The sequence below is a fragment of the Burkholderia ambifaria AMMD genome, assembly GCF_000203915.1.
Lineage (GTDB): Bacteria > Pseudomonadota > Gammaproteobacteria > Burkholderiales > Burkholderiaceae > Burkholderia > Burkholderia ambifaria.
This window is the reverse complement of the sequence record NC_008391.1, coordinates 1,076,570-1,089,816: the sequence shown is the minus strand read 5'-3', so window position 1 is coordinate 1,089,816 and position 13,247 is coordinate 1,076,570. Positions and strand designations below refer to the sequence as shown.

Annotated in this window: 11 protein-coding genes; 10 read left to right on the top strand and 1 reads right to left on the bottom strand. The window is 68.5% G+C overall.

What is annotated here, in order from left to right; genetic code table 11:
• Window positions 1-51: 51 nt before the first annotated feature.
• A complete protein-coding gene (locus BAMB_RS20880) occupies window positions 52-843 on the bottom strand; it encodes an SDR family NAD(P)-dependent oxidoreductase (RefSeq protein ID WP_011659160.1) in 792 nt (263 codons plus the stop codon).
• A gap of 440 nt (window positions 844-1,283) precedes the next feature.
• Here BAMB_RS20880 and ypfJ point away from each other — a divergent pair, with 440 nt between their 5' ends.
• From ypfJ to BAMB_RS20830, 10 genes are all read left to right on the top strand, one after another.
• Window positions 1,284-2,159, top strand: a complete 876-nt coding sequence (ypfJ, locus tag BAMB_RS20875; RefSeq protein WP_011659158.1) for a KPN_02809 family neutral zinc metallopeptidase — start codon at window positions 1,284-1,286, stop codon at window positions 2,157-2,159.
• A 157-nt stretch (window positions 2,160-2,316) separates the two neighbouring features.
• The gene (locus tag BAMB_RS20870; protein ID WP_011659157.1) at window positions 2,317-3,048 is read left to right on the top strand and encodes a helix-turn-helix transcriptional regulator; all 732 of its coding nucleotides are present in this window, start codon (window positions 2,317-2,319) and stop codon (window positions 3,046-3,048) included.
• A gap of 51 nt (window positions 3,049-3,099) precedes the next feature.
• Window positions 3,100-3,762, top strand: coding sequence for a hypothetical protein (locus tag BAMB_RS20865; RefSeq protein WP_011659156.1), 663 nt, complete (start codon window positions 3,100-3,102; stop codon window positions 3,760-3,762).
• A 421-nt stretch (window positions 3,763-4,183) separates the two neighbouring features.
• Complete coding sequence (locus tag BAMB_RS20860; protein ID WP_011659155.1) at window positions 4,184-5,686, top strand: aldehyde dehydrogenase family protein; 1,503 nt, start codon at window positions 4,184-4,186, stop codon at window positions 5,684-5,686.
• A gap of 72 nt (window positions 5,687-5,758) precedes the next feature.
• A complete protein-coding gene (locus BAMB_RS20855) occupies window positions 5,759-7,099 on the top strand; it encodes an aspartate aminotransferase family protein (protein WP_011659154.1) in 1,341 nt (446 codons plus the stop codon).
• A 273-nt stretch (window positions 7,100-7,372) separates the two neighbouring features.
• Entirely contained in the window at window positions 7,373-8,875 is a 1,503-nt protein-coding gene (locus BAMB_RS20850; protein ID WP_011659153.1) for an APC family permease, read from the top strand.
• A complete protein-coding gene (locus BAMB_RS20845) occupies window positions 8,872-9,462 on the top strand; it encodes a DUF3156 family protein (protein WP_011659152.1) in 591 nt (196 codons plus the stop codon). Before BAMB_RS20850 ends, BAMB_RS20845 begins: the two co-directional genes overlap by 4 nt.
• Window positions 9,463-9,522: 60 nt before the next feature.
• Window positions 9,523-10,461, top strand: coding sequence for a helix-turn-helix domain-containing protein (locus BAMB_RS20840; RefSeq protein ID WP_011659151.1), 939 nt, complete (start codon window positions 9,523-9,525; stop codon window positions 10,459-10,461).
• A gap of 171 nt (window positions 10,462-10,632) precedes the next feature.
• Window positions 10,633-11,841, top strand: coding sequence for a porin (locus tag BAMB_RS20835; protein WP_041491496.1), 1,209 nt, complete (start codon window positions 10,633-10,635; stop codon window positions 11,839-11,841).
• Window positions 11,842-12,005: 164 nt separating this feature from the next.
• Window positions 12,006-13,244, top strand: coding sequence for an ABC transporter substrate-binding protein (locus BAMB_RS20830; RefSeq protein WP_041491495.1), 1,239 nt, complete (start codon window positions 12,006-12,008; stop codon window positions 13,242-13,244).
• Window positions 13,245-13,247 lie beyond the last annotated feature (3 nt).

The following is a 13,247-nucleotide window of genomic DNA, read 5'->3' as shown; positions in this document are numbered from 1 at the left end:
GTCGCGCGCTCGCATTCGGGAACGCATCGTGCGGACGCTTCGCCCCCGAAGTCAAAGCTTGTCGAACGCGAGCGTCGGCACATCGACGACCATCGCGCCGCCGTCGGCGACGAGCGTCGCGCCCGTCACGAACGACGCGTCGGGCGATGCGAGGAATGCGCACACCGCCGCGATTTCGTCCGGATCGGCCGCGCGCCGCAGCGGCACGTCGGCGCTCACGCGCGCATACGCGCCGTCGAGCGTGTCGCCATGCGCGGACATCAGCGGCGCCATTTCCGCATCGGCCATCGGCGTGCGGACCCAGCCCGGACACACCGCGTTCGCACGCACGCCGTGCGGCCCGTAGTCGCGTGCGAGCGACCGCGCGAGCCCGAGCAGCGCATGCTTGCCGACCGTATAGCCGCACACGCCCGGCCCGGCCGCGAGCGCGGCGATCGACGCGACCAGCACGATGCTGCCGCGCTGCGCGATCAGGTCGGGCAGGCACGCGCGTGCGCTGACGAATGCGGTGTCGAGATTCGCGTGCATCGCGTCGCGCCATTGCGCGTCGTCGGTTTCCTCCGCGCGGCCGAGGCCGTGGCCGCCCGCGCACGCGACGAGCGCGTCGACGGGGCCGAACCGTCCGGCGATCTCCGGTAGGAAGCGGGTCCAGTCGGCCGTGCTCGCGGCGTCGCCGGCGAGGGCGATGCCACCGGTCTCGGCGGCGAGTGCGTCGAGCGGTGCCCGGCGCCGCCCGATCAATACGACGCGCTCGCCGCGGGCGGCGAAGCGGCGCGCGCACGCGGCGCCGATGCCGGTGCCTGCACCGGTGATCGCGATCGTTCGGGGTTGCGGGTGCGTCATGTCGTTCTCCGGAAGGGTGTCGTTTCCGGTCACTTTAAGTGGCGTCGACGCACGCCGGTATCCGCCGAAAGGATGAACATCTATCGGCCGGACGGCCGACGGTTATGCGCGGCACCGGGGCCGCCGGCAGGATTCCGGCCATTTTGCAAAGGCTGACGATCATCGGCGCCGAATCGCTCTATCCTCCGTATTTTTGCGATAAGTCGCAAAAGCCCGGCAAAATAGTACGGGCGTAGCGCGGGCGAGCCCGCGCACCGGCGCGGCGCGCCGGCCGATTCCGTCGTACAAGCGGAAGGGCAGGCGGCGATATCGGCGCGAGCGTGCGCCAGATACGAATACGGATCCATCGCGTCCGCCGATCGCGCGTGTGGCGCGGCGGCGGATCGCCCGGTTGCGCATCGCGCGGCCGGACCATCGACAAGAGCAGGGAGGAGCCGGCAATGAGGCTGGACGACGAAACAGAAAGCGCGAACGTCGAGGATCGACGCGGTGGCGGCGGGTTCGGCGGGCGCGCGACGATCGGCATCGGCACGATCGTGGTGGCGCTGGCCGCATCGTATTTCTTCGGGATCGACCCGCGCGTCGTGCTCGAAGGCGCGTCGGCGCTGCAGGGCCGCCAGCAGCAGGCGCAACCCGCGCCCACGCAGCACCAGGGCGCGCCGGCGAACGATCCCGGCGCGGTGTTCACGCGCAAGGTGCTCGGCAATATCGAGCGCACGTGGACGGGCGTGTTCAACACCCAGTTGCATGCGCAGTACGAGGCGCCGAAGCTCGTGATGTTCACGAACTCGACGCCGACCGCATGCGGCACCGGCCAGACCGCGATGGGGCCGTTCTACTGTCCGGCCGACCACAAGGTGTATATCGATCTCGGTTTCTATGACGAATTGCGCAAGCGGTTCGGCGCGGGCGGCGATTTCGCGCAGGCCTACGTGATCGCGCACGAAGTCGGCCACCACGTGCAGAACCTGCTCGGCATTTCCGACAAGGTCGATGCCGCGCGCCGCCGGTCGAGCCAGGCGCGCTCGAACGCGCTGTCGGTGCGGATGGAACTGCAGGCCGACTGCTTCGCCGGCGTATGGGCGAACAACGCGGAGCGCGCGAACCAGCGGCTGATGGAACCCGGCGATTTCGAGGAGGGGCTGAAGGCGGCGGCCGCAATCGGCGACGATCGGCTGCAGCAGCAAGGCCAGGGCTACGTCGTGCCGGAAAGCTTCACGCACGGCACCAGCGAACAGCGGATGTACTGGCTGCGGCGCGGGATGGAAGCCGGTGAAGTGAGCGCCTGCGACACGTTCGCCTCGAACGCGCATTGAAAGTCGGCGCGCGCCCCGTCGCGCGAGCGCATCGTCCCGGTCGAATCGGCTGAACCAGCCGAACCGGGACGATTTGCCGATTTGTGCTCACCGGCGCTTTTCGGCGCCGGTAGGCTGGCCCGAACTTCGACGCGTTCGGCCGCCGGCCGCTCCCATCATGCCGACCCCATCCGTTTCCGCCGACCACGAAGCCGCCGATTGGCAGCGCGCGCTGCATGCGTGCGTCGCTGCGTTCGATGCATTCGCGAGCCCGTCCGCGATCGTGTTCTACCGGCTCGACCTGAGCGGCGAGCCGGCCGATTTCCAGCTGTTCGGGATGCCGGAGTCGATGCATCGCACGTACCTCGCGCGCTACCGGATGCTCGATCCGCTGCATCCGTCGCGCTGCGCGGCGGGCGTTCGCGCGGTCGTGACGCTTGCTTCCCAATTGCCTGACGAAAGACGTGCCGCGTCCGCGTACTGGACGCGTTTCCTGCGGCGGCACGATGTCGCCGATGTCGTCGAAATCTGGCTGCGCGACGACGCGGGCCGCACGGTCGGCGCGTTTTCGCTGCTGCGCTTCGAAAAAGGCGACGCGGAAGGCAACAGCACGGCGGGCCGGTTCGCGCCGGGCGAGGTCGACGCGCTGGCGCGGCTGCAGCCGGTCGCCGAAGCGGCGCTGGCCCCACTGCTGCGTGCGCGGCGCGGGATCCACCGGATCGACTGCGAGGAGCGGCTGACCTACCGCGAGGAACAGATCGCACGCCTTGTGCGCGACGGCCGCTCGAACAAGGAGATCGCACGCGATCTCGCGCTCGGGCAGCCGACCATCAAGACGCATTTGATGCGCATGTACCGGAAGCTCGGCGTGTCGAACCGCACGGAACTGGTCGGGGCGTTGTTTCTGTAATCCGGCACATAATTGCGATCCGGGCCTCGAACCTTTCGCGATCGCCGATTCATGAACATCAAACCGCTGCTGGCCGTGCTGCTTGTCTTGTTGGGTTCCTCCACGGCCTTCGCGCAGGACGGTGGCAGTGACGCCTGTCTCGTGCTGCAACCGACCCGGATGCTGGCCGACGACATCGGCGAGGCCGGTGCCGATCTCGGCGACGGGTGGCTCGGCTTGGCGCCGGACGGCAACCACTGGACGCTCGCGCCGGCACGCATTCGGTTCGAACCGGCGCAACCGGACGGCACAGTCGTCGAAATCACGCCCGACGTGAAAAAAGCCGTTGCGCTGTTGCATTGCAAAATGCTCAGGCAGGGCGGGGTCGACGCGGCGAATCTGACGTTCTCGAACGGCGGGAGGACGGTCGAGCCCGGCGTCGAACCGCTGCGTTTCGCGTTTCACGACCGCCGGTACGCGTTGCGTTACACCACATCCGGTGTGGTGATTGTCGAAGGCGATGGCAAGCGATCGGCCCTGCATGACTTCGGCGGCAGCACGCCGCCGTTCCGCGCGACGCTGATATGGGCGGGCGACCTCGATCGCGACGGCCGGCCCGATTTCCTGATGGAATTTGGAAGCGAGATCGGCACGAACTTCTGCCTGTTCACATCGGGCAATGCCAAGGAAAACGAAATGGTCAGGCCGGGGAACTGCATGGACGTCAGTGGCTGATCGGCAAGACGAACCTGCCGCGCATCTATCGCAAGCTTGACTTGTCGAACCGCACCGAATCAGAACCGCAAGAAGCGGGACCTACGACTCGCTGTACTTCCTGATCCCGCTTGCGCTCGGCGTTTATTGGCTGGGGCTACCAGGCGTACGACTTCCTTGCGTCGATGGCGCCGGTTTCAGAAACTGACGATTCAATGGCCGGACTTTGGTCCGGCGCCAAAACAGGCAGCAGCCTGCACCAATTACGGACCGGCTTTCTGCCTCGCGCCGTCAGACCTTCCGCGGGGTTCGAACCCGCCGCTTGCCCCCACGCGCTGCCAATTTGCGCTCACCGGGCGCGATCCCCCGTCGATACAGTGGTTCGACGCCCGCATGCCCGCGCGCACGCGGCCCAGCCACGATAGACATCGAGAAGACGCCCATGAGCACCACGAACTTCGTCGCCGTCAGCGACACCGTGCGCACCTTCGTCGCACGCGACTTCGGCCTTTTCATCGACGGCGCGATGCAGCCCGCGCACTCGGCCGCGCGGTTCGACGTGTACGACCCGGCCACCGGCGAGCGGCTCGCGACGGTCGCGGATGCCGACGCGCACGACGTCGATCGCGCGGTCGCAAGCGCGAAACACGCGTTCGACACCCGCGTATGGAGCGGCCTGCGCCCGGCGGACCGCGAGCGCATCCTGCTGAAGCTCGCCGACCTGATCGAGCGCGACGCCGAGACGCTCGCGCAGCTCGAAACGCTGAACCAGGGCAAATCGATCCACGTGTCGCGCGCGATCGAGGTCGGCGCGAGCGTCGAATACGTGCGCTACATGGCCGGCTGGGCGACCAAGATCACCGGCCAGACGCTCGACGTGTCGATCCCGTTCCCGCCCGGCGCACGCTATACGGCCTATACGCGCAAGGAGCCCGTCGGCGTGGTCGCCGCGATCGTGCCGTGGAATTTCCCGCTGATGATCGCGGTGTGGAAGCTGATTCCGGCGCTCGCGGCCGGCTGCACGATCGTGCTGAAGCCGTCGCCGGAAACGCCGCTCACCGCGCTGCGCCTCGCCGAACTCGCCCGCGAGGCGGGCGTGCCGCCCGGCGCGTTCAACGTCGTCACCGGCGGCCGCACGTGCGGCGCAGCGCTGTCGAGCCACCCGTCGATCGCGAAGATCTCGTTCACCGGCTCGACCGCGACCGGCAAGCTGGTCGGCGCGGCGGCCGTGCAGAACATGACGCGCTTCTCGCTCGAACTCGGCGGCAAGAATCCGATCGTGATGCTCGACGACGTCGACGTCGCGCAGGCGCTCGACGGCGTCGCTGCCGGCGCGTTCTTCAACCAGGGGCAGGTGTGCGCGGCCGCGTCGCGCCTCTACGTGCACCGCAGCAAGTTCGCGCAGCTCGCGGACGGCCTCGCGGGCGTCGCGCAGTCGATGAAGCTCGGTGCGGGCCTCGACACGACCGCGCAAATCAACCCGCTCGTCTCCGCGCACCATCGCGACAAGGTCGTCCAGCACATCGAAGGCGCGCGCCGCGCGGGCCTCACGTTCCTCGCGGGTGGCACGCCGGCCGACGATCTGCCCGGCTACTACGTGAAGCCGGCCGTGATCGCCGATCCGCATCCGGACAGCGCGATCGTGCGCGACGAGGTGTTCGGCCCGGTGATCGTCGTCGTGCCGTTCGACGATGCGGCCGATGCGGTGCGGCTCGCGAACGCGTCGCCGTACGGCCTCGCCGCGAGCATCTGGAGCAACGACCTGAAGCGCGTAATGAACCTCGTACCGCAGATCGAGGCCGGCACCGTGTGGGTGAACTGTCACATCCCGCTCGATCCGTCGATGCCGTTCGGCGGCTACAAGCAGTCGGGCATCGGCCGCGAGTTCGGCCAATACGCGATCGAAGGCTTCACCGAAACCAAATCCGTCTGCATCGCGCACTGACGCGCGGCGCCAACTCCTACAACCTCGAACCGGAACGATCGAGGTTCAACCGATCCGAAAGTGGAGATTGCAATGAGCTACAACGAAGCGAAGTTCTGGCACCCGATGCTGCACCCGAACGAAATGAAACAGCGCAAGCCGATCCGCATCGTGCGCGGCGACGGCTGCTACGTGTTCGACGAAGAGGGGCGCAAGCTTGTCGACGGCGTCGCGGGCCTGTGGAACGTGAACGTCGGGCACAACCGCCAGGAAGTGAAGGACGCGATCGTGCGTCAGCTCGACGAACTCGAATACTTCCAGCTGTTCGACGGCATCTCGCATCCGCGCGCGGAAGAGCTGTCGAAGAAGCTGATCGACATGCTCGAACCGGAAGGGATGCGCCGCGTGCTGTACAGCTCGGGCGGCTCCGACTCGATCGAGACCGCGCTGAAGATCGCGCGCCAGTACTGGAAGGTGCGCGGTCAGGCCGACCGCACGAAGTTCATCTCGTTGAAGCAGGGCTATCACGGCACGCACTTCGGCGGTGCGTCGGTGAACGGCAATACGGTGTTTCGCCGCAACTACGAGCCGAACCTGCCCGGCTGCTTCCACGTCGAGACGCCGTGGCTGTACCGCAACCCGTTCACGCAGGATCCGGAGGAACTCGGCCGGATCTGCGCGGAAATGCTGGAGCGCGAGATCCAGTTCCAGAGCCCCGACACGGTTGCCGCGTTCATCGCCGAACCGGTGCAGGGCGCGGGCGGCGTGATCGTGCCGCCGGCCAACTACTGGCCACTCGTGCGCGAGGTGTGCGACCGCTACGGCGTGCTGCTGATCGCCGACGAAGTCGTGACGGGCTTCGGCCGCAGCGGCAGCATGTTCGGCAGCCGCGGCTGGGGCGTGCGCCCTGACATCATGTGTCTCGCGAAGGGGATCTCGTCCGGTTACGTGCCGCTCGGCGCGACGGCCGTGAACGCGCGGATCGAGGACGCATTCGCCGCGAACGCGGACTTCGGCGGCGCGATCATGCACGGCTACACGTACGCGGGGCACCCGGTTGCGTGCGCGGCCGCGATCGCGAGCCTCGACATCGTCGTGAAGGAAGACCTGCCGGCGAACGCGGCGAAGCAGGGCGCGTATCTGCTCGAAGCGCTGCGGTCGTTTCCGGAACGCTTCGCGGCGGTCGGCGAGGTGCGCGGCAAAGGGCTGATGCTCGCGCTCGATCTCGTCGCGAACAAGCAGACCCGCGAGCCGATCGACCCGCTGTCCGGCTATGCGAACGCGGTCGCGGAAGTGGCGCGGGAGCACGGCGTGCTGGTGCGTCCGGTCGGCACGAAGATCATCCTGTCGCCCCCGCTCGTGATCCAGCGCGAGCCGCTCGACCGGATCGTCGACGCGCTCGCGGCGGGCTTCGAGGGCGTGCCGTTCGCGTGAGGACGTAAGGGCCCCGTAAGGGCGTGATGTCGTGACCGCGTGAGCGCGTGACGACGAACCGGCGGTGGAGGGCGGGATAACCCGCTCCCCACCGCCGTTTTGCCGATTTGCGCTATGACCGAACAATTTTGCCTGCGTATTTTTTCGACATCGGATCGAGTTTGATCGACAGTGGCCCGGGGTCGAAGCGCTGACGCGCTGCCCCGGGCCGGCCGCGAAGCACGGAACGGGCGCCGCAGCGGCGGCGCCGGCCGAAACAGGAAGGAGACGACGATGTCGGGATGGTCTGGAGTGACGGGCGCCGCGGGCGATACGCCCGCCGGTGCGCCGGCTGAAGCGGGCGGCGGCACGGTGCTGACGGCGGGCGCGGTCGGTTTTCCGACCGCGCTGGCGAGCGCCGTCGGCCTCATCATGGCGAGCCCGGTGATCCTCACCGCGACGTCGGGCTTCGGGATGGGCGGCTGGGCGTTCGCGGTCGCGATGATCATCGCGTTCGTGATGATGCAGGCGCAGGCGACGACGTTCTCGGAGGCCGCCGCGATGCTGCCGACGGCCGGCTCGGTTTACGATTACCTGTCGTGCGGGCTCGGCCGCTTCTGGGCGATCACCGGCACGATTTCCGCGTATTTCCTCGTCCACGTGTTCGCCGGCACGGCGGAGACGATCCTGAGCGGCATCATGGCGCTCGTGAACTTCGAGTCGCTGAACGCCGCGCTCGAGAAGCACAACAGTTCATGGCTCGTCGGCGTCGGCCTGGTGGTCACGTTCGCGATCACCAACATCATCGGCATCAAGGTGTTCAGCAAGCTCGAGATCGTGCTGACGGCCGGCATGTGGCTGTCGCTGATGATCTTCGGGATCCTCGGCCTCGTCGCGGCGCCCGCCGTGCATCTCGACGGCTGGTTCGGCGGCTCGGACGTCGGCACGTCGGTGCCGGCCGTGCTGTCGCTGGTCGGGATGGCGATGTTCATGTTCGTCGGCTGCGAGTTCGTCACGCCGCTCGCGCCGGAAATGAAGGCGCCGGGCCGCACGATTCCGCGTGCGATGGCGCTCGGCCTCGTCGGCGTCGCGATCTGTATGTTCCTGTACGGCGCGGCGATCCGCCGCCAGGTCGCGAACGTGCCGGTCAGCCCCGACGGCCTGACGCACCTGCTCGACACGCCGGGCGCGATCCCCGCGTTCGCGCTGCAGGTGCTTGGGCCGTTCGGCCGCGTGTGGTTCGGCATCGCGTTCCTGTGCGCGGGCGCCGCGACGATCAACACGCTGATGGCCGGGCTGCCGCGCATCCTGTACGGGATGGCGATCGACGGCGCGCTGCCGCGCTGCTTCGCATATCTGCATCCGCGCTTCAAGACGCCGGTGGTCGGCATCGTCGCGGCGGCGATCGTGCCGATCGCCCACGCATGGCTGATCCACGGCAACCTCGACAGCATCCTTCACCTCGTGCTCGCCGCGACCTGCGCATGGGGCACCGCGTACCTGCTCGTCACCGCGTCGGTCGTGATGCTGCGCATCCGCCGTCCCGACCTGCCGCGCCCGTACCGTTCGCCGCTGTTCCCGCTGCCGCAGATCGTGTCGAGCGTCGGCATCGTGCTCGCGATCTGGTACATCACGCCGCCCGGCATGAACGCGCGCGACATCTACGTGCCGTTCGGCGCGATGCTCGGGCTCACCGCGCTGTATGCGCTGTTCTGGACGGTCGTCGTGCAGCGCCGGCATCCGTTCAAGCCGGTGCCGGTCGAGGAAGTGCTGCGCCGCGAGCACGTCGCGTCGTGAAGCTCGCGTTCGCCCGGTGGCGCACGGCGCCCGACACACCGCCGGCCGGCCATCGGCCCGGCGCGATCGCCGCGCGCGTGCTGGCCGACCTCGGTGCGGTGCGCGACGCGAACGGCGCCGCGGCCGACACCATGGCCCGGCTGCCGAACGGCGTGCGCGTGCGCGTCGACGAGCGCGTCGAGCGTCAGTTCCTGATGCATACGGTCAGCGTGCGGGTGACGGTCGCCGCGCACGGTCCGGCCGGGGAAGGCCGCGCACGCGTGCTGCAGACCGGCTGGCTGCGGCGCACCGGCGTCGCGGCCGAACCCCAGCGGGGATGCGACCCCGGACTCGCGCGCGCGGTGGCCGCACTCGTCGCGCAGCCGTCGCTCGCCGACGCGCTGCGCCCGCTGCACCTGACCGACTGCACGATTGCCGCGCGCGACGGACGCTGGACGCTTGCCGTCGTGCCGTTCGGCGGCAGCGAGGTCGTGAACCGGATGCCGTCGTTTCGCCGCTATGTCCGCCTCACCGGCGAGCAGGCCGCCGCGCTGTCGGCGGCCTGTCTTGCATTCGAAGCCGCACTGCGCGGAATTTTGCGGGGGTAAGCTGTGCCGTTGCGAGCCGCGCGGCCGCAACGTGGATTCAGGGTTTTACCGGAGACGCCGATGCTGTTCCAGTCACGCTCACACGAAGACGTGCATGACCACGGGCTCGCGATCGCCGGTTGGCATCAGGTCTATCGCCAGATGACGCCGGGCCGGTTCAGGGGCACCGTCACGCAGGTGCTGTACGACGACTTTCATTTCTTCCGCGAGACGACCAACCGGCGTGTCGCGCAAACCGGCCTCGCGCCGGCCCGGCGCACGTCGCTCGCGGTGCCGTTGTCGGTGCCGCTCGCCGGCACGTTCCAGGGCCAGCCGGTCGACGGCTATGCGCTGCTCGCGCTGCGCGCCGGCGAGGATTTCGAATTCCATACGCCGGAAGGGATGGGGCTGGTCGGGATCAGCGCCGCATCGGACATGATCGACGAGCTGTGCGAAGCCGAATTCGGCGCGGCCGGCGCGCGCAAGCTGCGGCACGTCACGCGGCTGTCGGACGAGCAGGGCGTCGCGCTCGGCGCGCGGCTGTCGTCGCTGATCGACGACGCGCAGCGCAATCCCGGCTGCCTCGAATACGCGGCCACCCGCAAGATGTTCCGCGACGCGATGCTCGGCATGTTCCTCGATGCGCTCGATCAGGGCATCGGCGTCGAGCGCCGCGACATCACGCACGCCACCTACAGCGATATCGTCAGCCGTTGCGAGAAGCATCTGCGCGACCGGCCCGAGGAACCCGTCACCGTGCTCGAACTGTGCCGCGCGCTGCGCTGCAGCCGCCGTACGCTGCAGACGAGCTTCCAGCGCGTCGCCGACGTCACGCCCGTCGGCTATCTGCGCACGATCCGGCTGAACGCGGTGCGGCGCCTGCTGCGCACCACTGGCGCGCACCAGCTCGGCGTGGGCGAGGCCGCCGCGAGCTGGGGCTTCACGCATCTGGGTTATTTCGCGCGCGAGTATCGCGACCTGTTCGGCGAGCTGCCGTCGCAGACCTTGCGTCCCGAATGACGTTTTAGTGCCGCGACGGTGACGCCGCGCGCCCTCGTGGGATACCCGATCGCTTCACCGTTTGCTGATTTGGGATAGAGGTCCCGAATTTTCGCTGGATAGAGTCCTGTCACCCATATCGACAACTCCATCGATCTGCACTGCGAATCGATGACAACAGAGGGGCGGGACATGAAGATCGGACGACGACTGGCCGCAGCCGCGGCCACGCTGGGTTGCATGCATGCGCACGCGCAGACCTCCGGCAGCGTGACGCTGTACGGCACCGTGGACACCGGCATCATCTATTCGACGAACCAGCAGTTCACGCGCGCCGACGGCAGCACGGGCGGCGGCCATGCGTGGCAGATGGGCGGCGGCAACCTGGTGCCGTCCCGCTTCGGCTTCCAGGGCGCCGAACCGCTCGGCGGCGGGCTCGATGCGGTGTTTTCGCTCGAGCAGCAGTTCCTGTCCGCGAACGGGCAGGCGCTGCAGGGCGGCACCGCGTTTAGCCGGCAGGCATGGGTCGGGCTGCGCCAGGACGGGATCGGCACGCTCGGCCTCGGCCGGCAATACGACTCGTACACCGACATGCTCGGCGCGTATGTCTCGAGCAACAACTGGGCGACGCCGTACGGCTCGCATCTCGGCGACGTCGACAACCTGAATGCCGCGTTCAACTTCAACAACGCGGTGAAGTTCACCAGCGCGGACTTCCACGGCCTGACGGTCGGCGGCACGTTCAGCTTCGGCGGGCAGGCCGGCGACTTTTCCGCGAAGCGCGGCTATGCGGTCGCGGCGACCTATACCCGCGCGCCGATCGCGTTCTCGGTCGGCTATCTCGACCTGCACCAGCCGCTCGACGCGGCGCTCGGCGGCGCGAGCGGCTATATCGGCGACTTCGCGTGCAGCAACCCGGGCGCGATGTACTGCCTGCTGCAGGACGCCGGCTCGATGCGCGCGTTCGGCGCGGGCGGCTCGGTGACACTCGGCGCGGCGACGCTCGCGCTGACCTACACGCACACGCGCCTGGGCGACAGCCGCTATTTCTCGACCGACGCGCAGCCGCGCACGCAGGCGTTCACGTTCGACATCGGCGAGCTGAACGTCACGTACATGTTCACGCCGGCGCTGCAGGGCGGCGTCGCGTATATCTTCAACGCCGCGCACACCGACGGACGCGGCACGACGCGCTTCCATCAGATCAACGTCGGCACGAACTACAGCCTGTCGAAGCGCACCGCGCTGTACGCGGTCGCGATCGGCCAGATCGCGAGCGGCGCGGGGCTCGGCACCGACGCGAACGGCAACGCGGCGAACTACGCGCAGATCCCGGTGCTCGCGAACAGCAATTCGAGCCGCCAGCTCGCGGTGATGGCCGGGATTCGTGTGAACTTCTGACGGCGCGCGCGCCGGCCCCGGCGGCCGATCCCGCCGCGTGCCACAAATTCTTAACGATCGACGTGAACAATGGCGTTCGCTTCAGGCCGCCCGAAGCGTCGCCCGCGTTGCACACGTGTGCAACGCGAGGCCGACTCGCCACCACGCCGATCGAGAGAGACCTCATGACCCTGTTGAGCCGCCTGCGCGCGCTGTCCGTCGCCGTTGCGCTGTCCTTTGCCGCCTCGCACGCCTTCGCGGCGGATCTCGTCATCGCGGGCCGCGACGACATCTACGGCAAGGGGCTGGCCGAGGCCGTCGCCGGCTTCACCAAACTGCATCCGGGCACCGACATCGAGCTGCTCAAGCTGCCGAACGCGAACCTGTACCAGAAGCTGAAGCTGTCGATGCGCGAAGGTACCGGCACGTACGACCTCGTGATGATGGACGACACGTGGGCGCCCGAATTCATCGGCAACGGCTGGCTGAAGCCGCTGCCGGCGTCGCTCGCCGATGCCGATCTGGTGCCGTCCGCGGTCGCGCTCGGCCGCAACGCGGCGGGCGCGCTGTACGCGCTGCCGATCGTCGGCAACGTCGAGATGTTCGCTTACCGGAAGGATCTGCTCGCGAAGTACAAGCTGCAGCCGCCGCGCAACTGGGACGACGTGCTGAAGATCGCGCAGACCGTGGGCGGTGCGGACAAGAGCGTGTCCGGCGTCGTGTTCCGCGGCACGAAGGGCAACCCGGTCGTGACGGGTTTCCTGCCGATCCTGTGGGCCTACGGCGGCGACGTGTTCGACCGTGCCGGCAACGTGACGATCGATTCGCGCGAGTCGCAGGCCGCGCTGAAGACCTTCCTCGCGCTGAAGGCGTCCGCGCCGAAGGACGTCGACGTGTACGGCGCCGCCGAAGTGCGCGACGCGCTGCAGCGCGGCACCGCCGCGCAGTCGATCGAAGTGTGGCCGGCGTGGATTCCGGCGCTCGACGATCCGAAGCAGTCGCGCGTGGTCGGGCAGATCGCGCTGCAGCCGCCGCCCGGGCAGACGGCAGGCCCCGCACCGATGCTCGGCATCTGGCAGATGGGCATTCCGAAGGATGCGCCGCACGCGAAGCTCGCGCAGGATTTCCTGAGCTACCTGAGCTCGCGCGACACGCAGACGCGCCTCGCCGGAATCGGCATTCCGCCGACGCGCCGCAGCGTGTTCGCCGATCCTGCGCTGGTGCGCCAGTACCGCTGGTATCCCGATCAGCTGAAGGCGCTCGAGGCCGGCCGTGCACGGCCGCGCGTGAAGGACTGGCAGCAGGTCGAGAGCATCCTCGGCGACCAGCTGCAGCTCGCGCTGACCGGGCAGGCCGCACCCGACGCCGCGCTGCGTCAGGCGCAGCAGAAGATCGCTCAGGCGACGGCCGCGGCCGGCAAGTGACGG

Excerpts from the sequence above, each read along its gene's own strand:
- BAMB_RS20880 (WP_011659160.1), bottom strand. The coding sequence starts at position 843 with ATGACGCACCCGCAACCCCGAACGATCGCGATCACCGGTGCAGGCACC.
- ypfJ (WP_011659158.1), top strand. The coding sequence starts at position 1,284 with ATGAGGCTGGACGACGAAACAGAAAGCGCGAACGTCGAGGATCGACGC.
- BAMB_RS20870 (WP_011659157.1), top strand. The coding sequence starts at position 2,317 with ATGCCGACCCCATCCGTTTCCGCCGACCACGAAGCCGCCGATTGGCAG.
- BAMB_RS20865 (WP_011659156.1), top strand. The coding sequence starts at position 3,100 with ATGAACATCAAACCGCTGCTGGCCGTGCTGCTTGTCTTGTTGGGTTCC.
- BAMB_RS20860 (WP_011659155.1), top strand. The coding sequence starts at position 4,184 with ATGAGCACCACGAACTTCGTCGCCGTCAGCGACACCGTGCGCACCTTC.
- BAMB_RS20855 (WP_011659154.1), top strand. The coding sequence starts at position 5,759 with ATGAGCTACAACGAAGCGAAGTTCTGGCACCCGATGCTGCACCCGAAC.
- BAMB_RS20850 (WP_011659153.1), top strand. The coding sequence starts at position 7,373 with ATGTCGGGATGGTCTGGAGTGACGGGCGCCGCGGGCGATACGCCCGCC.
- BAMB_RS20840 (WP_011659151.1), top strand. The coding sequence starts at position 9,523 with ATGCTGTTCCAGTCACGCTCACACGAAGACGTGCATGACCACGGGCTC.
- BAMB_RS20835 (WP_041491496.1), top strand. The coding sequence starts at position 10,633 with ATGAAGATCGGACGACGACTGGCCGCAGCCGCGGCCACGCTGGGTTGC.
- BAMB_RS20830 (WP_041491495.1), top strand. The coding sequence starts at position 12,006 with ATGACCCTGTTGAGCCGCCTGCGCGCGCTGTCCGTCGCCGTTGCGCTG.